Genomic DNA, 18,033 nt, shown 5'->3' with positions numbered 1-18,033 from the left:
ACACAATTGAACATGGATTTTCTTTCCGATCGCATCAACCGTATCAAGCCATCGCCGAGCATGGCCGCCAAGGCGCTCGTCGAAAAGCTGCGCGCTGAGGGGCGCGATATCGTCGACTTTACCATCGGCGAACCCGACCTGAAAACGCCCGACAACGTGGTGGAAGCCGCCATTGCCGCATTGCGTAACGGCGAGACGAAGTACACGGGCTCGAACGGCACGCCGCGCCTGCGCAAGGCTATTGCCGAAAAGCTCGCGCGCGACAACCAGCTGACCTATGCGCCCGAGAACGTGGTGGTGGGCAGCGGCGGCAAGCACATCATCTTTCATGCACTCGCGGTCACGCTCAATCCCGGCGACGAAGTCATCGTCCACGCGCCGTACTGGGTCTCGTATCCCGACATGGTGGTGGTCAACGAAGGCGTACCCGTGATCGTGCAGGGCAGCGAGGCGGAGGGTTTCAAGCTCACGGCCGCCGCGCTCGAAGCCGCGATCACGCCGCGCACCAAGTGGCTGATCCTGAATTCACCGAACAATCCCACGGGCGCCGTGTACACCGCCGAAGAATTCGCGGCGCTCGGCGAGGTGCTCCAAAAGCATCCGCACGTGTGGGTCATGTCGGACGAAATTTACGAGCATTTCGTGTACGACGGCGCGCAGCATGTCTCGGCTGTGCAGGCGATTCCCGCCATTGCGGAGCGCTGTCTCATCGTGAACGGCGCGTCCAAGGGCTACAGCATGACGGGTTTTCGCGTGGGCTTTGGCGCGGGTCCGGTCACGCTCGTCAACGCGATCGCCAAGCTAATTTCGCAGACCACCACGTGCCCGAGTTCGATCAGCCAGGCTGCCGCTATCGAAGCGTTTTCCGGCAGTCAGGATGCGCCACGCGCGGCCGCACGCAGCTACGCCGCGCGCGGCAAGCTGATGGCGGAGCTGCTCGGCAAGGCGAAGGGCATTGCCGTGCATGCGCCGCGCGGGGCCTTCTATCTTTATCCTTCGGTGGCGGGTCTGATCGGCAAGACCACGCCAGCAGGCGATGTGCTCGCCAGCGATCTCGACGTCGTGCGCTACTTCACCGAAACGGCGGGCGTGGCGACGCTCGACGGGTCCGCGTATGGCGTGTCGCCGTATCTGCGGCTTTCGTTCGCGACCTCCGAGCAGACCATTCTCGAAGGCTGCCGCCGTATCGTCGAGGCGTGCGCGGTGTTGACGTAACGCCCACGCCGCACGCAGGCCCGGTCATGGTGTACGCTGGCTGGGCCATTTTTCCGCGCACCATTCGAGGTTCACACAATGAACATGTCGACCGGCTTGCCATTTCCCGCAGCGCTCCAGCAGGAAATCAAGGGCCGCTTTCATTTCGTCGATGAAGACCACGCGGGCCGGCGCCGGCTGTTTTTCGACAACGCGGGCGGCTCGTTTCGGCTGAAAGCGGCCATCGAGCGCCACGCGCTCGTGGACGCCTTACCCGATTGCAGCGAGCGCATGCACGACGTCGCGCGCCACTTGCAGGAGATCGAAGCGCAAGGCGCCGCCGACGCGCGCCTGATCTTCAACGCGCAGGGCGGCAGCGTGTTCGCCTCGCACACCGCCTCGGGCGCGATGTTCGACGTGATTCACGCCGTGGCGGAAAACGTGCCGGGCACCAACGTGGTGACTTCGGTACTGGAGCATCCGTCGTCGTTCGACGCGGTGTCGTATTACGCGGAGAAAACGGGCAAGACGCTGCGCGTGGCGCCGAGCAACCCGGAAACGGGCGGCATCGACGTGGACGCGATCGTCAAGCTCGTGGATAAGGACACCTGCTTTTTGAGCGTGATGTACGCATCGAATATCTCGGGCGCGAAGATCGATATCGAAGCCGTGGCGCGGCGCGCGCGCGAGGTGAAGTCCGATCTCTACATCATTGTCGATGCCGTGCAGCACGCGCCGCATGGCGTGATCGACGTGAGCAAGACGCCGGTGGACGCGATGAATATCGCGCCGTACAAGTTCTTCGGTTGCCGCGGCTCGGGAATGACCTGGTTATCCGAACGAATGGCGCGGTTGCCGCATCACAAACTCGCGGCGAAGGCGGAAACCGTCTGGGATCTCGGCAGCGCGGCGCCCGCGCAATTCGCGGTGGTCACGGCCATGGTCGATTACGTGTGCTGGCTCGGCGCGCAATTCACCGCGAGCGCGGATCGTCGCGGGTGCTTTGTCGAGGGCGTGCAGCGTATCGAGCTGCATGAGCGCGCGTTGCTGGCGCGCATGCTCGACGGCAGCGCGAACGTTCCGGGTTTGCGACAACTCGCGGGTGTGACGGTGCACCTCGATTACGCCGATCTGTCGAAGCGCGATCTCATCGTCGCCATGTCAATCGATCGTATGACGGCCGCGCAGGCCGTGCGCGAGTACGAGCGGCGCGGCGTGATCGTGTACGAGCGCGTGCAAGACAGTCTCTACTCGAAGCGCATGCTCGAATCGTTCGGTCTTGCGGGCGCGATTCGCGTGTCGCCGCTGCATTGCCACTCGTTCGATGACATCGATCAATTTTTGCGGATCACGGCGCAACTGTAGCATTCTGTCGGATTGACCTGATTATCAGCGCGTATATTTGAATGCAACGCAAACTGATTGAATGCTCCACCTTTGGAGTTTCCGGCTTATTGGGGGAGAAGTAGGGAGGTTGTGCCGATCTACTTCGGAATTCAATTTGTATGGAAGAAGGATCAGCGTGCCGGACTATCGAAGAATTTGATGTGTGAACCCCTAAGTGTGACGGAGGATGAGTTGCGAAGGCGTGCCCGGAAGTCAAAGTCACTGTCGATCGTTTCGGAGCACTTGTTGGTTTTGGTCCTTATGCACGAAAGCTCGCGGAAGTGAATGCTGGCACTATCTAATGGTTTCTGGCAGGCTCGGCACGGCTGGAATGCAGATATTCGGGCGTCCGTTTGCCGATGAAACGACGCCGCGTGCGTCCAGACAACTCGCCGAGGCGTGGAAGTCTATTTTTAGGATGTGCAACGAATTCTTTGGGCTCAACTGCTGCATGTTCGAAACTAACTTCCCGGTCGATAAACAGACGTTCAACTACTGCAGCTCGTGGAATGTGTTCAGGTGGATCGAGTCTTTGCCGTTCGCGACCGACAAAATGACTGTTTTCTCGCGCCCGGAGCGCAGGGGGTACCGTTTATCGGATCGCGCCGTCGCCGCCTGAACGATGAACATTGGTGCCTGGATCGCGTCAAGTCGCGGCGGTGAAAACGATCGCCCGGAGCCTTGATTGCCTCTTTGCACGCGGGGTAGCCTTGGCTCGCGTACCACGCCGGATTAACGCTTTTCACGAGACCGAACCAGGAGGTGTGCAGGGAGAGGCGCCGGGGTTTGAATGCTTCATTAGGATGACTGGTGATATCGTCCGCCATCATTGTAAGCGCCGATGATCGACCTGGACCTCTCACAACGAGTGCAATGAAGATCGGCGGTTAGAATCCACTAACGAATTCTAGGCAGTTTTCTGAAAATAAATAGAGGAATCCTATTTTAAAATCTGAAAAAGAAGACCTGTCGATGCCGATTGCCAACACGTGTGAGCTTAGGTTCTTCGCATCAGTCGGTTCTCGGAAACGGCGTGCGGACCAGGGAGTTCCCCGACATTTAGTCGCAGTGAGATAAGCCAGTGACGGGGACGGACGGGCTGGCTTCTCAATAATTTCAAATGTTCTATCAACAACGGCAGACTTCAACATATGAAGCTCAAAAAATATTACGCTTCCGCATTGACGCTGGCCATCGGTTCGAGCGTTGCACACGCCCAAAGCAGCGTCACGCTTTACGGCATCGTCGACTCCGGATTTTTGTACAACAGCAACGTCAAAGGGGGCCAGTTGTACGGGCTGTCGTCGGGAAATTCGTCGCGATGGGGCCTTCTCGGAGCAGAAGATCTCGGTGGCGGCCTGAAGGCAATCTTTGACGTCGAGAATGGCTTCACCCTTGGATCCGGAGCGTTTAGCCAGGGTGGCCTGTTGTTTGGACGTAAGGCGTTCGTCGGTCTAAGCAACAGCACCTGGGGTACCGTGACTGCGGGACGTCAGTACACGGCGAGCAATGACGCAACCAGTTCGTTTGCCTCGGGGAATGACTGGGCGGCATCGGGCCTGAGTTACGGCACGCGCGCGGCAGACGTAGACAACGTCGATACCTCAAACCGGATCCAGAACTCCGTGAAGTACACGAGTCCGCGAATTGGTGGTATTACGTTGGGAGTCCTCTATGGATTCGGAAACGTCGCCGGGAATTTTGGGCAAAATTCGGTCAAAGACGTCTCGCTCGCGTACGCATACGGCTCGTTAAAGCTTGGTGCGAGCTACATGTTCACGAAGAATCCGTACTACGCGACATACGGCAACCAGGGCAACTCGTCGACGTCGACCTCCGGTACGAACAACAATATGCCAAGCCCCATCTTTGGCGGATACGCATCGGCAGGTTCACAGCAGATCGTGACAGCGGGGGGGGCTTATGGACTCGGGCCTGTCACCGTCGCTGTCCTCTATTCGAACACGCAGTTCCAGAATCTCGGCAGTGTTGCAGCAGGCGGGAGCTATGGTACTGCGTACAATGGTGGAACTGCAACGTTCAACTCTGGCGAACTGAACCTCAAATACGCCATGACCCCGAGTCTTACCCTCGCGGGCGCCTACATCTATACCCACAACAGCGGAGCCGGCAAGTACGACAGTGCTCACTACAATCAGCTGAATCTGGGCGCGATTTATTCCTTAAGCAAGCGTACTTCGCTCTACGCGAACGCCTTTTACGAAGCTGCATCGGGCACCGACTCGACGGGCAAAGCGGCCGTGGCAAATTTCATCGGTTCCACCTACTCGAGCACCAGCCATGCCGTTGCCGCGATCGTCGGCATCACGCATCGCTTCTGACGGTCTCGGCGCCCCGGCATGCCAGTGACGGGGCGGCGCCGAAGGGGCATCTTGCTTTCGGCGCAAATTTCCGGTCGTAACGATTGCGGTTGCATGAGATTTTCCGGCCTGTCCTCAATTAATATTTTCATTAAATCAACGAACAGAGCCCATTGGATTTCAAGGGCATCCGGGCTACAGTCTGGAGGACAAGGTGAAAAAGCTGCTCGACGAGGGTTTCGTTGGCGAGACCGAGGCAAGGGTGCTCAATAGCGTGGTTGACGCGGGGGAGCGCAGCGGCGCATCGCAGCTGGCAGCCCACAGTCGAACAGTCTCGTGAACTGCTTGCCGCGCTCGAAAACTTTCTGCGTCGAGTGCTTCTCAAGCACGGACGCGGGGCGCTCCGACCCCGCAACCCGCGGCCGCCGCGATAGGCGACCTCCTCGAACCGCGTCACGCATTGGCCATGCCCCGCGACGCGTTGCCACGGCAATGATTATCGCGGCGGGGTGCTGGCCTCAAGCCCCGCAGCCGTTGGGGCTAACCATTTCTCCTTCAGCCAGTCGATCAAGGCGCGCACGCGCGCAACGTTGAGATTGCGGCGCGGCACGTAAGCCTTGAACCAATTTTCCTGTGGCGTGAATTGCGGAAGCAGTTGCGTGAGTTGCCCGGAAGCGAGCGCCTCGCTAGCAACATACGTCGGCAACAGCGCAACGCCCAGACCTGTGCGAGCGGCTTCGAGCAACGTCAGGTTGTCGTCGGCGCGTAGCCGCGGGGTTACGTCCGCGGACACGACACCCCGCGCCGACTGGAACTGCCAGATCGTGCCCGTTGCCGCAAACACGAGACACGGATGCGATGTGAGATCGCGGGGATGTGCAAGCGGTTTTGCATTTCGCAGATAGCTGAGCGATGCACACAGCACAGGTTGCACCGGCCGCAGCGGTATATCCACGACGCCGTCGTAGCTCGCCAGCCGTCCGCTGATCGCGATATCGAAGCCGCTTTCCGCAGGATTGGCCGAATGATCGACGAGCGCGAGATCGAGCGTGATGCGCGGATGCTCGTCGAGAAACGCGCATAGCACCGGCCCGAGTTGCTGCAGCGTCAACGTGGTGGGCGCCATCACGCGCAGATGGCCTTCGAGCTTGCCCGCGTTGCGCTCGACCGATGTTACCAGATCCTCGAAATCCGCCACCAGCGTCACGGCGCGCGTATAGAAGCGCTCGCCTGCCTCTGTGAGCGAGACCTTGCGCGTGCTGCGCTCGAACAGCCGCGTGTCCAGTTCCTGTTCAAGCTGTGCGATGCGCCGCGCGACCACTGACGGCACCACCTCCAGTTGATGCGCTGCTTCCGTGAAGTTGCCGTGGCGTGCCACCACCGTAAAGGTACGCACGTGCGTGATGACGTCCAATTCCGGTCTCCTTGCCTGACGGCGCGACGTTGCAATTGCCCACAGTTCGCCATAATTTGATTGATGCAGAAAATCGCTATCAGATACGCTAATTTTCGTTCAATTATCGATGGTTTGCATCAATACAATACCACTAAGAGCACGACCGGACGACGAGCCGGCAGACCACGACACGGAGACACGCGTGACCCACCCCCATCCTCTTCCCTCCCTCCCGGTTGATATCAAGGCCTTCATCGATGAGCGGCCCATCAGCGCGATGCAGTGGCTGCTGGTCGCCTTGTGTTTTCTGATCGTCGCCTCGGATGGCATCGATGTCGCGATGATGGGTTTCATCGCGCCGCCCATCGTGCACGACTGGCATCTCGCGCGTTCGAGCTTCGGCCTTGTGATGAGCGCCGCGCCGCTCGGGCTGGTGGCGGGCGCGCTGCTCGCCGGGCCTTCGTCGGACCGCTTCGGGCGCAAGACGATACTGGTGGCCTCGGTGCTGGTGTTCGGCATCGGCAGTCTGCTGACGGCGGCAACGCAGGACATCACGCAGATGATGGCGATGCGCCTGCTCACCGGCATCGGCCTTGGCGCGGCGATGCCCAACGCCACCACGCTGGTCGCGGAATACGTGCCGCAACGCCGCCGCTCGCTGCTGATCACGTCGATGTTCATTGGCTTCGGTGTGGGCTCGGCTCTGGTCGGCTTCGTGGCGGGCTGGCTGATTCCGCGCTTTGGCTGGCGTTCGGTCGTGGGGTTCGGCGGAGTGGTGCCGCTCGCGCTCGTGCCCGCATTGCTGGTTGCGTTGCCCGAATCCGCGCGCCTCATGCTCGTCAACGGCAAGCCCGCCGAGCGCATCGCCCGCACCTTGCAGCGCGTGTGCGGCTGCGTGTTCGGGCCGGGCACACGGTTCATTTCGCCTGAGCCCGTGCTGGTGTCGCGTCGCCCGACCGGCGTGCTGTTCGAGCGCGGCTATGCGCTCAAGACTGCATCACTCTGGGTCACGTATTTCATGGGCCTGCTAGTGATTTACCTGATTACGGGCTGGCTGCCGATGCTCATCAAGGACAGCGGTCTGCCCATCACCGAAGCAGCCAACATCACGGCGATGTTCCAGACCGGCGGCATCGCCGGCGCCATTCTCGCGGGCTGGGCGATGGACCGCTTCGCGCCGGTGCCGGTGATCGCGCTTGCCTATTTCGGCGGCGCGGTGTGCATGCTCGGCGTGAGCGGAGCCGGGCTGACTTCAGGCGCGATGTCGGGTTCGTTGTCGCTCTGGATGCTGGCTGCCGGTTTCTTCATGAACGGCGCGCAGACCGGTCTGAACGCCTTCGCGCCAGTCTGCTACCCGACAGCGGTGCGCGCCACGGGCGTGAGCTGGATGCTGGGCGTGGGACGGCTCGGCAGCATCGTCGGATCGGCGAGCGGCGGCGTGCTGGTGGGGCTGGGTCTTGGCTTCGGGCCGCTGATCGGCGCACTGGCGGTGCCAGCCGTCTGTGCCGCGCTCGCGATTTTGCCCAGTGCGTTGCGCAGGCGCGATGGCGCTGCACACGCGCAACCGGTTCACACAATCGAAGAAGTTTGAGGAAACATCATGGCGAGAAGCAATTTCGGCGTCGAAGTCGCACGCGTGCGGCCGCTCACGGATCGCATCAACGAATACCTGCTCAAGTCGGTGGACGGGAAGCCGCTGCCTGAATATGGCCCCGGCGCGCACATTGCCGTACATACCGTGTCGCCGGAGCGCGGCCTGATGGTGCGCCACTATTCGCTGATCGGCGGCGACGCCAGTGAACACGATGCGCGCGACATTTATCGCATCGCCGTGCAGCGCGAACTGCATCAACGCGGCTCCGCGCATATTCACGCGAGTTTTCGGCCTGGCGTGCGCGTGGAGATCGGCCCGCCCGTCAACGACTTTCTGCTCGACCGGCGCGCGGCGCGTGTGCTGCTGATTGCGGGCGGCATCGGCATTACGCCGATCCTGTCGATGGCGCGTTCGCTCGCGCGTCGCCGCCGGCCGTTCGAAGTCGTCTACGCAGGCCGCGAACGCGGCGTCATGGCGTATCACGATGCACTGGCCGACGTGGCCGGCGACGCCGCTGCGTTTCACTACAGCGATACGGCAGGCCAACCTGATCTCGTGAGCGTGCTCGCGCGCCAGCCCGACGAAACGCAGGTCTACGTCTGCGGTCCGACGCCGATGGTCGCGGCGACACACGCCGCCGCGCGCGGACTCGGCTGGGAACCGGCGCGCGTGCGCAGCGAGAACTTTGGCATGGCGCAGAGCGCGAATGCGCGCGCATTCGACGTGCGTCTCGCGCGCAGCGGACGAACGGTCCGCGTGAGCGAGGACGCCAGCATTCTCGATGCGCTCAACGCCGCCGGCGTGCCGGTGCTCTGGGATTGCCGGCGCGGCGAATGCGGGTTATGTCCGCTCAACGTCGTATCGAGCGACGGTGCGATCGAGCATCGCGACCACTACCTGAGCGACGAAGAAAAAGACGCGGGCGACACGCTGTGCATCTGCGTGTCGCGCACCGCAGGCGGCGAACTGGTGCTCGACGCCTGAGCACGGCCTTCACGGAGAACAAGCATGAGTCACCACGACCTCGCGGGCATCCAGCCCGGCCAGCAGGATTTCGATATTCCCGGCTTTACGCCGGGCGGTTTCGCCGATCACAACACGCCGCTCGTGCGCAACGCCTGGTACGTCGCCGCGACCAGCACGGAGGTCTCGCGCGAGATCTTGTGCCGTCGCCTCCTGGGCGTCGACGTTGCGCTGTATCGCACGCTTACGGGCGGGCCGGTCGCTGTGCGCAATCGCTGCCCGCATCGCTCTTTTCCGCTTGCGAAAGGGCGTCTGGATGGCGATGTGCTCGTGTGCGGCTATCACGGCATGCAGTTCGATTCGTCCGGTCGCTGCGTGAATATGCCCGCCATGCCCATCGTGCCGACCAATGCGAACGTGCGCAGCTTTCCCGTTGCGGAACGCCGCCCGTTCGTGTGGATCTGGATGGGCGACCCGGATCTCGCCGACGAGACTCTGATTCCCGATACGCATTGGCTCGACGATCCGGCGTGGAAAAGCGTTGGCGATCAGTTCCATCTGAAATCCGATTACGTTTCGATGCATGAAAATCTGCTGGATCAGACGCACTTTCCGTTTCTGCATCCGGGCGCGATTGGCACGCCTGAATATGCGCGCTCGAAATTGAAAGTGCGCGTGGAAGGGAACGTGGTGGTGATTGATCGCGCGCTGCTGGATTCGCCGCCGCCGGGTGTCTACGGGGTACCGACAGGGTTGACGGGAAAGCCGGTTGATCGATTTTCCGAGGCGCGTTTCGTGTCGCCCGCGATCCACACGGCGTATGCACGCATCGTCGATAACCATGATGCGAATGGCGCGCCGCGTACGTATCGCTTCAACATCACGCACGCGTTCACGCCGGAAACCAACGGCAGCATTCATTACTGGTGGTTCAATAGCCGCAATTTCAATCTCGACGACAAGACCGCCGACGATTATCTCTATGCCGCATCCGACAAGGCTTATAAGGAAGACGTCGACGCGCTTGAGTGGATTCTGGCGACTGTGCAGTCGGATAGCGAACCGCAGTTCGACCTGAATTTTGCACCGGACAAACCTGGACTGCTCATGCGGCAGATACTTGACCGTCTAGCGGCAGCGGAGAACCGAAATAGGAATATAGCGATTGCCACCTGATGAATATGCCGGTGTTTCGCGATGGCCTAGGACGCGCAGTCCGGGCGGAAGCCCACGCTTTCAGGAACAGCTTGCTAGCCAGCGCGCATGCCACCACGTTCGAGTGGCGCCGCGTCAGAAGCGCACGCGTCCGATCCGCTAGATGACCGGTTCGCTTCTCCAGACATCGGTAAGCGATCGATTCAGCACACCGAGTTGTTGATGGTCGGCAATGGATAGGCGAGCTCTCCGGTTACACCGGAGACGTTGTAGTCGGCGAGATGCAGGGGTGCCTGCAATCGTATGCTGGGGGAGGCGCTTCGCTCTGGTCAGCCACTACCTGTTGCGACCTGTTGCTGGCGCGCGTAGTTGAACGGCAGCAGATCGGTCACGTCCGCATCTGGCGCGCGCTATCGCCGTCGGATAAATAATCCCCAGATTCGTCGAAGTAAAAATCCCCAGTTGGTTCAAGGATGAGGTGCGCGGCGTAGCCGCGCACCTCATCGACTGATCACCGGCGATAGCTCCGTTCGCCCACGCTAACGGGGACGTCGATGATTGATCTGGGGGGGGGGGGATGACGATCTTGGAACTGCATCGGCAGGGACTGAGCGTCTCGGCCATTGCCGCCAGGCTTGATATGGATCGCAAGACGGTGCGCAAGTACATCAGGGATGGCGTTCAGGTGCCTCATTACGGCCCGCGTGCGCCGCGACCTTGTGTGATCGATCCGTTCGTCCGTTATGTGACCGAGCGGGTGCAAGCCTTCCCGGAACTGAGTATTGAGCGTTTGCTGCGGGAGATCAAGGCGATGGACTATCCGGGCAGCCGCACCGCGTTGGGTGATCTGGTGCGCGAGGTACGGCTGCCGCGTCAACGCGGCTTTGAAGTGCGTTTCGAGACACCGGCGGGACAGCAGGCGCAGGTGGACTTTGCCCATTTCAACGTTGATTTCGACGACACTCCCGGCCAGCGACGCTCAATCTGGCTGTTCTCGATCGTGCTGGGACACAGCCGATATCTCTGGGGTCGGTTTGTCGAACATCAGGATATGCAGACGGTCCTGCGCTGTCACATGGAAGCGTTCGCGCATCTCGGCGGCGTGCCGCGCGAGATTCTCTATGACCGGATGAAGACGGTCGTGCTCGGCGAACTCGAACGACACGTGGTGTACAACGCGAAGATGGTTGCGTTCGCCCAGCACTACAGTTTTACGCCACGTGCGTGCAAGGCGTATCGCGCCAAGACCAAGGGCAAGATTGAGCGTCCGTACCGCTATATCCGTCAGGACTTCTTTCTTGCACGGCGTTTCCAGAACCTCGGCGACCTGAACCGGCAACTGCGTGAATGGCTCGATACGGTGGCCAATGTCCGTGTGCATGGCACGACGCAGCGTGTCGTTGCCCAGCATTTCGAGGAGGAACGAGCTACTCTCCAGGGGTTGCCTGCAGGGCTGTTCAACGGGGTAATCCGGCTCGAGAGGCGTGTAAGCCATGAGGGCCTCGTGTCGGTCGGCGGAAACTACTATAGCGTGCCGGACCGCACGCGTAGACGCACGCTGGAAGTGCACAGTCTGTGCCCATGAGGTTCGTATCTATGAGGATGGCGAACTGCTTGCCGTTCATCCAGTACTCGAAGGCAGACGCCGAACCTCGTTGCTGCCGGGTCATCGACGCTCGCACCATCGGCATGAGTTGGCAGAGCAGAATGTTGCGGCACCATCGCCCGTGGTGAGTCGTCGTTCGCTGTCATTCTATGATCGGGTAGCGCGGCGTCTGGCAGGTTCGGGGAGATCAGCATGAACAATATGCCGGCATCAACACTCGAGCGGATTCGCAAGTACATGGTTGGCCTGCGCATGCCCCGTGCACTCGAGGCACTGGACGCAACCCTGGTGCGGTTCGAACAGGGCGACATTTCCATGCTGGAGGTACTCGAAACGCTGCTGGGGGAAGAGTTCACAACGCAGGAAACCCGCCGGATCAAGATTGCATTGCAGACTGCGCGGCTTGACACGATCAAGACGCTGGCTGGCTACGACTTCAGCTTCCAGCCAGGTCTCGACCGGGATCGCGTCATGGCACTGGCACAGCTGGACTTCATCGAACGACGTCAGGCCGTGCACTTCCTCGGACCGCCTGGAACCGGTAAATCGCACTTGTGCATTGCACTTGGTGTTGAGGCCGTGCGTGCGGGCAAGAGCGTCTACTTCGGCACGCTTGCCGAGATCGTTGCGTCGATGGTCAAAGCCGAGCGTGAGGGTAACCTGACGCAGCGCGTGCGCTTCCTTGCGCGCAACAGTCTGCTCATCGTTGACGAGATCGGTTATCTCCCTGTTGGCCTGAACGGCGGCAACCTGTTCTTCCAGCTCATCAACGCCTGCTACGAGCGATGCGTGATCATCCTGACATCAAACCGGAGCTTCGGGAAATGGGGCGAGGTGTTCGGCGACAGCGTGGTAGCAGCAGCTCTGCTCGACCGTCTACTGCATCACGCAATCGTTGTGCACATCGAGGGTTCGTCGTATAGGCATGCGCGAGCATGCCGACCTGCTGCCGGAGCATTTGCGCAACCGTCCGGGTTCGCTCAACCAGGCTCCTGCCGAACCCATTCGTCGACGGCCAGGCCGTCCAAAACGGAGTTCTGCAGATCGCGATTCCGGCTGATCACCGGTTACATAGGGTGGGGATTTTTACTTCGATACTTCTTGGGAAATTACGGGCGGGATTGACAGCTGATCTTCGTCGGCCCGACCATCGTGCGCGCGGATCGCCTGCAGTGAGGCGATTCCGTTTCAGAACTTCAGTGCCACGAAGGGAAAAAAGGCGGCAGGCAAAGCCCGCCTGATTGACCGGTGAAGCGGCAGAGAGCCCGCAGACGGGCAACGGATAATGGAAGAAAGGGGAACACCCATCACAGATCCATGGCGGCTTCGCAAGACTAGACTGATAAATCTAATTATCTGCCCATCACCATTTCTGATCTAAACTGGCGGTCATGAAAGCGCGTGAGACTGAATCCAACACTTTTCCAGACGACGCCGAACTGGCCGCACTGCGCGCTTGGTATGCCGGGCTTGACGCCCGCGCGGCGGTCGCGCGCTATCTGGGAGACCGCAAGGCACCAGGCGCCTCCGCACGCGGTGTGCTCGGCCGCATCCGTCGCGCCCTGGTTGCGGTCGCGACGAGCCGCCACCGGCCCGATCTGGCAGAAATATTCAGCGAGCAACCCGCCGCGTCGGCCGACGCCGTCAAACGCGCCATCGAGGCGTTGCGCCGCCTGCCGGCCCCGAGCCGCACATCGCCGACAACATTGACCCGTGGTTGCCACCGCGCGTGGTGAGCGCCCTGCGGGCGCCTGGCATCCGCACGCTCGCCGAGCTGACCCTGCGGATTCCGCGCCGGCGGCGCTGGTGGAGCGCGATCGCTGGACTCGGTGTTGCGGGCGCACGTCGCGTGGAGGCGTTTTTCGCTGCCCATCCGGCACTGACCGAGCGGGCGCGGGCGTTGATCGCCACGGCGCCGGCGGGGAACGTCGTGCCATGAGAGCAACTGCGCGTGCCGCACGAAGTCGACGGGTCGCACGGGCAGTTCCGCGCACCGCGGGCCGCCTGCCTGCTGAATGCGTCCAACGACTACGACGCAATCCAGTCGTGGCTGTCACTGCACGAATCGGCCGCCACACAGCGAGCCTACCGGAAGGAAGCAGAGCGCCTGATCCTGTGGGCGATCGTCGAGCGCGGCCGTGCGCTCTCGTCGCTCAACACCGACGACGCGATTGCGTACAGGGCATTTCTGCGGCGACCCACGCCGCGCGAGCGCTGGGCCGGGCCGTCGCGGCCGCGGCATAGTGTCGAATGGCGACCGTTCACCGGAGCGCTTTCTCCCCGATCGGCGGCATACGCACTGAATGTCCTGTCGGCACTGTTCCGCTGGCTGGTCGAACAGCGCTACGTGCTCGCGAATCCGTTCACCGGCGTCAAGGTCAAGGGTCACGCGCCGCGCGCAGGCCTGGACGTGTCGCGCGGCTTCTCCGAAGGCGAATGGCTGCTGATCCGCACAGTTGCCGACGGCCTTGAATGGTCCTATGGCTGGAGCGTGCCGGCCGCCCAGCGCCTGCGGTTTCTGCTGGACTGCGGTTATGCGACGGGCTTGCGTGCAAGCGAACTGGTTGGCGCGACGCTCGCCGACATTCGTCGGGATGAGCATGGCGATCATTGGCTGCACGTGCTCGGCAAAGGCAGCAAGCGTGGCAAGGTGGCGTTGCCGCCGCTTGCCCGGGCGGCACTCGACCACAATCTCGTGCAGCGGGGCCTGTCACGCCCGAACGCTGGAACCCGGCTACGTTGATTGTCGCAAGCCTCGAGGAGGACGGTGCAGGCATCGAAAGCACGCGGCTCTGGCGCGTGCTGAAACGGTTCTTTGTCCTAGTGGCCGATGCGATCCAGGCCGAGCGGCCCCCGACGGCGGAAAAGCTGCGCCGCGCGAGCCCGCACTGGATGCGGCACACGCATGCATCACATGCGCTGGCCCGGGGCGCCGAACTGATCATGGTGCGCGACAACCTGCGCCATGCGTCGATCTCCACGACGTCGACCTATCTGCACGGCGACGAAGTACAGCGTGCCCGGCAGTTCGACCAGGCGTTTGCCCTGCGAGCACAACGCTAAGCGCTACGCCCTACGGTGCCGCACGGAATTGACTACAGCAGCCTTATATCGGGATATGGATAAGTGGGCCAACTTTCATAACCTCAGGGCTTATGATAGGAAATTGCGCTTACCTTGTTCGCCCCCCTGGAACAGCTGGTTGGGGTTCACGCCGTGCTGCCGGGCGACCAGCGAAACGGACTTCCCCGGCTCGAAGCTCTCGCGAACCATTGCCATTTTTTGTTCCGCCGTCCAGCGCCGCCGACGCTCCGGGCCCGTCAACACGTCCATCACTTCCCGCCTGGCGTTAGTCAAAATCTATGGTCGCCCCCATTTTTGCGATGCTGGGTTAACGATGTTACGGGCTTGCTCAAATCTATTCGGCGTCTTCGTTGAGGTTTTTTCCTCAGCGCCACGATGAGAGTCGCGCCTGACGATCCTAAAAAAACACATCGGCTTTTGGAGCCTTCGTGACTATCGGGTTGTTCGTTCAGGCCGGTATGCCGTTCACGTCATCAATTTCCAGCGATCGCAAAACCAGCTGGTTGGTAAAACGCTATTGAGTTTGTTCAACCCTTCTTTAATTGGTATCCAGCCATTTCGAAAACCGTGTGTCGTGCAGCTATCGCCCATGCGATCCTCGCCAGTTTGTTGGCCAGCGCACAGGCCACAACACTCGAGTGTCGTCGAGCGAGTAGCGTGCGTACCCAATCAGCCAGAGGGCCAGCCCTCCTTGCGACGTCGCGCATATAAGAACGGGCACACTGTATGAGCAAGCGTCTGATGTTCTTGTCCCCTCGCTTGCTAATGCCGAGCAGATTCGCCTTTCCACCTGTACTGTGCTGACGCGGAATAAGGCCAATTGATGCAGCGAAGTCTCGACTGCTCCGGTACTGTTTCCCGTCTCCGACCTCGCTTGATAGCACGCTTGCAGTGATTGGGCCGACACCGGGGATGGTCAAAAGCCGATGCCCGAGATCATCTTCACCCAACTGACGAGCCAGATCCTTGTCGAGTTCCGCAATCTGTTCGTCGAGATACTTGTAGTGGGCGTGAAGCCGTTCAAGCAGCAACACAAGGCGGGGAGGAAGTGAGTATTGCGCGATGATTGCTGGCAGTCGCTTCAGCACAGTGCAGCCTACCGGCAGGCTGATACCGAATTCCAGGAGAATTCCGTGAACCTGATTTCCAGTGCATACGCGCTCACGCACGAACTCCAGATTAGATGCTTCGTAAACGTGAAAGGATCTGCAATGGCCACCTCATTTGATGAGTCGAAACTCAAGAGCCACCTTGACGATGTGGTGCGGGAGCTCGGTGTCCAGAAGTTGCGAAATTCGTTTGCAAGGGATGGTTTCCTGAAAATCAGAAATATCGTCACCGACGAGCTTCGTGAAGCGATGAGAGGGGAAGTACTCCGACTCATCGATGCACAACTGGGGCGACGCGACCTGTATCTGGCAACGACCGATAACAGTCCGCGTCATATGAGCGTGGTCAGGAGCGAGTTCATCGCTCAGGAGAGTCGGCTCATCGTGGAACTGTCCAGGTCGCCTGTGCTGCTGGACGCACTTTCACGGATCGCTGACGTGAAAATCGTTCCCTCTGTGTCGGAAGACGAGGAATACCTCATCACGAAACAGGAACGAAAGGGGGACACGCATGGATGGCACTGGGGTGATTACAGTTTCGCCTTGATCTGGATCATCGAGACGCCGTCGTTATCGAAGGGCGGCATGCTTCAGTGCGTTCCGCATACTTATTGGGACAAGTCGAACGCCAGAATCAATGAAATCCTGTGCGATAACCCCATCTCGACGTACGGGTTCAAGTCCGGCGATATTTACCTGCTGCGAACGGATACGACCTTGCATCGCACGGTTCCACTCGCCGAGGACGCGACGCGCATCATCCTGAACATGACCTGGTCGGATGAACATACAGGCGGTCGCACGCTGGTCGGCAACGACCGCTGGTGGGAGAACGCCAACGTCGAAGCGGCGCGTCAAACGGCTTGACTGTGAGTAGCGACAGATAGCGGGGGGCGACGTGCACGACGTATTTTCCTTGGAGGGGGCCGCCAGTCTGCTCAAGGCGGCCGACTCGTATGCTGATGCCGCGGAACTCGTCAGGGCGGCAGTGAACCGCAATGCGCAGTGGCGAGGGCAGGAATGTCTGAACCTGGTGGCGGCGGAGTCGCCGACGAGCCTTGCTGCAAGGGCTCTCTTGTCAAGTGAGATAGGCACCCGTGCGTCCGGCGGACACATCGGCAAAAGCAACCGGTTCTTTGCCGGGATGCGGTTTATCGACGAACTGGAATCCCTGTGTGTCGAGCTTCTCAAAAAGTCGTTTCGGGTGCGCTATGCGGACCACAGGCTGATGGGCGGCATGGCGGCCACACTGGTGGCCTACACCGCACTGGCTCGACCGGGTGATACGGTCATGACGGCACCTCTGCCGATGGGCGGTGACACCAGTAATCGCACAAATGGTCCGCCAGGCGTGCGTGGGCTGCGCGTGATCGATATCCCGTATTCGAAGAAGGATGGGACAATTGACCTCGACGAGTTTGCTGCGATCGCGCGTAAGGAGAGGCCGGCGGTGATCGGGCTCGGGATGACGCTCACCTTGTTTCCGCTGCCGGTCAGGGAAATCAAGGAGATCGTGTCGGCGTGGGGAGGGCTCGTTTATTTTGACGGTGCACACCAGCTTGGCCTGATTTCAGCAGGCCTGTTTCAGGATCCCCTCAAAGAAGGGGCGGACGTGATGACCGGTTCATCGGGCAAGACGTTCAGCGGTCCGCAAGGGGGCATTATCTGCTGGGACGACGGTCAGTTTTCCGAACGGATCACTGACACGATTTTCCCGGTTCTTACGGGAAGCCACCAGATCAACCGCGTAGCTGCACTTGCCGTGGCGGCATCGGAGATGCTCGAGTTCGGGCCGGCATATATGCGTCAGGTCGTTGCAAACGCACAGGCTCTTGCTGGCTTCCTCGATGAGAGAGGGATGAAGGTGCTGTACGGAGACCGCGGGTACACCCGGACGCACCAGATTGTCGTCGATTCGACGCCCGCGGGAAGTGGACGGGAGGCCGTGCATCGACTCGAAGCGGCCAATATCATCTGCAACGAGATGCCCTTACCTTGGGATGACGTTGAGGCGGAAGGCGGGGAAACGGGAATCAGACTGGGCACTGTCGAGGTGACCCGTCGCGGCATGGGAGTGCCTGAAATGGAGTGGATAGCTGAACAGATTTCCAGGGTGCTTCGAGGCGAGGAGCCGTCAGCGAGCGCCCGCAAGATCGCCGATTTCGTAAGTCAGTTCGACACGATCTACTACTGCCACGAGCATGGGCTGCCGCCACGTTGATGCG

At 60.8% G+C, this 18,033-nt stretch carries 11 protein-coding genes and 7 pseudogenes; 14 read left to right on the top strand and 4 right to left on the bottom strand.

Features of this window, described 5'->3' with window-relative positions; all coding sequences use genetic code 11:
- Positions 1 to 12 precede the first annotated feature (12 nt).
- From G3N97_RS01000 to G3N97_RS39915, 5 genes are all read left to right on the top strand, one after another.
- On the top strand, positions 13 to 1,215 hold the full coding sequence (locus G3N97_RS01000; RefSeq protein ID WP_205991471.1) for a pyridoxal phosphate-dependent aminotransferase: 1,203 nt from the start codon (positions 13 to 15) through the stop codon (positions 1,213 to 1,215).
- Positions 1,216 to 1,293: 78 nt separating this feature from the next.
- A complete protein-coding gene (locus G3N97_RS00995) occupies positions 1,294 to 2,559 on the top strand; it encodes an aminotransferase class V-fold PLP-dependent enzyme (protein WP_205991470.1) in 1,266 nt (421 codons plus the stop codon).
- A gap of 322 nt (positions 2,560 to 2,881) precedes the next feature.
- Complete coding sequence (locus tag G3N97_RS00990; protein ID WP_205991468.1) at positions 2,882 to 3,199, top strand: hypothetical protein; 318 nt, start codon at positions 2,882 to 2,884, stop codon at positions 3,197 to 3,199.
- 532 nt (positions 3,200 to 3,731) lie between these two features.
- On the top strand, positions 3,732 to 4,922 hold the full coding sequence (locus G3N97_RS00985; RefSeq protein ID WP_205991467.1) for a porin: 1,191 nt from the start codon (positions 3,732 to 3,734) through the stop codon (positions 4,920 to 4,922).
- A 193-nt stretch (positions 4,923 to 5,115) separates the two neighbouring features.
- Positions 5,116 to 5,241 carry a hypothetical protein gene (locus G3N97_RS39915; protein WP_277397717.1) on the top strand — a complete coding sequence of 42 codons (126 nt, stop codon included), beginning with the start codon at positions 5,116 to 5,118 and terminating at the stop codon, positions 5,239 to 5,241.
- Between the two features lie 156 nt (positions 5,242 to 5,397).
- Here the strand turns inward: G3N97_RS39915 and G3N97_RS00980 are convergent, their stop codons facing one another.
- Positions 5,398 to 6,315 (bottom strand): LysR family transcriptional regulator, encoded by a 918-nt coding sequence (locus tag G3N97_RS00980; protein WP_205991465.1) that lies wholly within the window; start codon positions 6,313 to 6,315, stop codon positions 5,398 to 5,400.
- 259 nt (positions 6,316 to 6,574) lie between these two features.
- On the opposite strand from G3N97_RS00980, the gene G3N97_RS00975 reads away from it, so the two are divergent.
- The 4 genes and pseudogenes from G3N97_RS00975 to G3N97_RS00965 all read left to right on the top strand — a co-directional run bounded on the left by G3N97_RS00975 (position 6,575) and on the right by G3N97_RS00965 (position 10,030).
- A complete protein-coding gene (locus G3N97_RS00975; protein WP_241030291.1) occupies positions 6,575 to 7,888 on the top strand; it encodes an MFS transporter in 1,314 nt (437 codons plus the stop codon).
- A 9-nt stretch (positions 7,889 to 7,897) separates the two neighbouring features.
- Positions 7,898 to 8,875: a PDR/VanB family oxidoreductase gene (locus G3N97_RS00970; RefSeq protein ID WP_205991462.1), complete on the top strand. Its 978-nt coding sequence runs from the start codon at positions 7,898 to 7,900 to the stop codon at positions 8,873 to 8,875.
- Between the two features lie 24 nt (positions 8,876 to 8,899).
- Positions 8,900 to 9,196 (top strand): annotated as a pseudogene (locus G3N97_RS39245) (Rieske 2Fe-2S domain-containing protein); the annotation flags it as partial.
- Between the two features lie 6 nt (positions 9,197 to 9,202).
- The gene (locus tag G3N97_RS00965) at positions 9,203 to 10,030 is read left to right on the top strand and encodes an aromatic ring-hydroxylating dioxygenase subunit alpha (RefSeq protein ID WP_241030290.1); all 828 of its coding nucleotides are present in this window, start codon (positions 9,203 to 9,205) and stop codon (positions 10,028 to 10,030) included.
- Positions 10,031 to 10,073: 43 nt separating this feature from the next.
- Here the strand turns inward: G3N97_RS00965 and G3N97_RS39240 are convergent.
- Positions 10,074 to 10,223 (bottom strand): annotated as a pseudogene (locus G3N97_RS39240) (IS110 family transposase); the annotation flags it as partial.
- 363 nt (positions 10,224 to 10,586) lie between these two features.
- On the opposite strand from G3N97_RS39240, the pseudogene istA reads away from it, so the two are divergent.
- The 3 pseudogenes from istA to G3N97_RS00950 all read left to right on the top strand — a co-directional run bounded on the left by istA (position 10,587) and on the right by G3N97_RS00950 (position 14,678).
- A pseudogene (istA, locus tag G3N97_RS00960) lies at positions 10,587 to 11,811 on the top strand (IS21 family transposase).
- Positions 11,808 to 12,675 (top strand): annotated as a pseudogene (gene istB, locus G3N97_RS00955) (IS21-like element helper ATPase IstB). The pseudogenes istA and istB overlap by 4 nt, the downstream one beginning before the upstream one ends.
- A gap of 331 nt (positions 12,676 to 13,006) precedes the next feature.
- A pseudogene (locus G3N97_RS00950) lies at positions 13,007 to 14,678 on the top strand (phage integrase family protein).
- Positions 14,679 to 14,807: 129 nt separating this feature from the next.
- Here G3N97_RS00950 and G3N97_RS00945 read toward each other — a convergent pair.
- Positions 14,808 to 14,948 (bottom strand): annotated as a pseudogene (locus G3N97_RS00945) (transposase); the annotation flags it as partial.
- A 278-nt stretch (positions 14,949 to 15,226) separates the two neighbouring features.
- Positions 15,227 to 15,868, bottom strand: a pseudogene (locus G3N97_RS00940) (IS110 family transposase); the annotation flags it as partial.
- On the opposite strand from G3N97_RS00940, the gene G3N97_RS00935 reads away from it, so the two are divergent.
- Both G3N97_RS00935 and G3N97_RS00930 read left to right on the top strand, forming a co-directional pair.
- A complete protein-coding gene (locus tag G3N97_RS00935) occupies positions 15,833 to 16,675 on the top strand; it encodes a hypothetical protein (RefSeq protein ID WP_205991502.1) in 843 nt (280 codons plus the stop codon). The pseudogene G3N97_RS00940 and the gene G3N97_RS00935 overlap by 36 nt on opposite strands.
- A gap of 31 nt (positions 16,676 to 16,706) precedes the next feature.
- Positions 16,707 to 18,029, top strand: a complete 1,323-nt coding sequence (locus G3N97_RS00930; protein ID WP_346777997.1) for a serine hydroxymethyltransferase — start codon at positions 16,707 to 16,709, stop codon at positions 18,027 to 18,029.
- Positions 18,030 to 18,033: the final 4 nt, after the last annotated feature.

Origin of the sequence: Paraburkholderia sp. Ac-20347, from assembly GCF_017104805.1 — a bacterium.
GTDB lineage: Bacteria > Pseudomonadota > Gammaproteobacteria > Burkholderiales > Burkholderiaceae > Paraburkholderia > Paraburkholderia tropica.
Note: the sequence above shows the minus strand (reverse complement) of the source record. Positions and strands in the feature narration are given on the sequence as shown.

Excerpts from the sequence above, each read along its gene's own strand:
- G3N97_RS01000 (WP_205991471.1), top strand. The coding sequence starts at position 13 with ATGGATTTTCTTTCCGATCGCATCAACCGTATCAAGCCATCGCCGAGC.
- G3N97_RS00995 (WP_205991470.1), top strand. The coding sequence starts at position 1,294 with ATGAACATGTCGACCGGCTTGCCATTTCCCGCAGCGCTCCAGCAGGAA.
- G3N97_RS00990 (WP_205991468.1), top strand. The coding sequence starts at position 2,882 with ATGGTTTCTGGCAGGCTCGGCACGGCTGGAATGCAGATATTCGGGCGT.
- G3N97_RS00985 (WP_205991467.1), top strand. The coding sequence starts at position 3,732 with ATGAAGCTCAAAAAATATTACGCTTCCGCATTGACGCTGGCCATCGGT.
- G3N97_RS00975 (WP_241030291.1), top strand. The coding sequence starts at position 6,575 with ATGCAGTGGCTGCTGGTCGCCTTGTGTTTTCTGATCGTCGCCTCGGAT.
- G3N97_RS00970 (WP_205991462.1), top strand. The coding sequence starts at position 7,898 with ATGGCGAGAAGCAATTTCGGCGTCGAAGTCGCACGCGTGCGGCCGCTC.
- G3N97_RS00965 (WP_241030290.1), top strand. The coding sequence starts at position 9,203 with ATGCAGTTCGATTCGTCCGGTCGCTGCGTGAATATGCCCGCCATGCCC.